Annotated in this window: 1 protein-coding gene; it reads left to right on the top strand. The window is 73.4% G+C overall.

From position 1 onward, the window contains the following. Positions 1-659: GAF domain-containing protein (locus KDK95_RS34885; RefSeq protein ID WP_212522628.1), on the top strand; the 659-nt coding region annotated here is incomplete at both ends.

Here is a 659-nt window from a genome sequence, read left to right on the forward strand (position 1 = left end):
GTTGGCCGCGTTGGCCGCGGCGGCGGGTGTGGCGATCGACAACGCCCGGCTCTACGACGAGGCGCGCCGGCGCCAGGCGTGGCTGGAGGCGACCAACGAGCTGACCCGCAGCCTGCTCTCCGGCAGCAAGGTCGATGCCGCGCTGGGCGCCTTCGCGCGCCGGGTGGGCGCGATGACCTCGGCCGATCTGACCGTGGTCGCCCTGCCGGACTCCGAGCGCGAGGACCTGGTGGTCGTCGCGGCGGACGGCATCGGCGAGCAGCAGATCCGCTGGGTTGCGCTGGACATCGACGACTCGCTGCTCGGCTCCGTGTTCAAGTCCGGCCAGTTGGAGCGGATCGAGGACGCGGCCGCCGATCCGCGGTCCAAGTCCGGCATCGCGCCGGACACCCCGCTCGGACCCGCGATCCTGGTGCCGCTCGGCGACGCCGGGCACGTCCGCGGGGTGCTGGCCGTTGCCCGCGCGGCGGGCGCCGTCGCGTTCGACGACAAGGTTCTGCAGCTCGTGTCGGACCTCGCGGTGCAGGCGGCGGTCGTGCTCGAACTCGCCGACCGCCGCCGTGACAGCGAACTGCTCTCCCTGTACGCCGACCGCGACCGGATCGGCCGCGACCTGCACGACCTCGCGATCCAGCGGCTGTTCGCCACCTCGATGTCGC

This window comes from Actinospica acidithermotolerans (assembly GCF_018139625.1).
Taxonomy (GTDB): Bacteria; Actinomycetota; Actinomycetes; order Streptomycetales; family Catenulisporaceae; genus Actinospica; species Actinospica acidithermotolerans.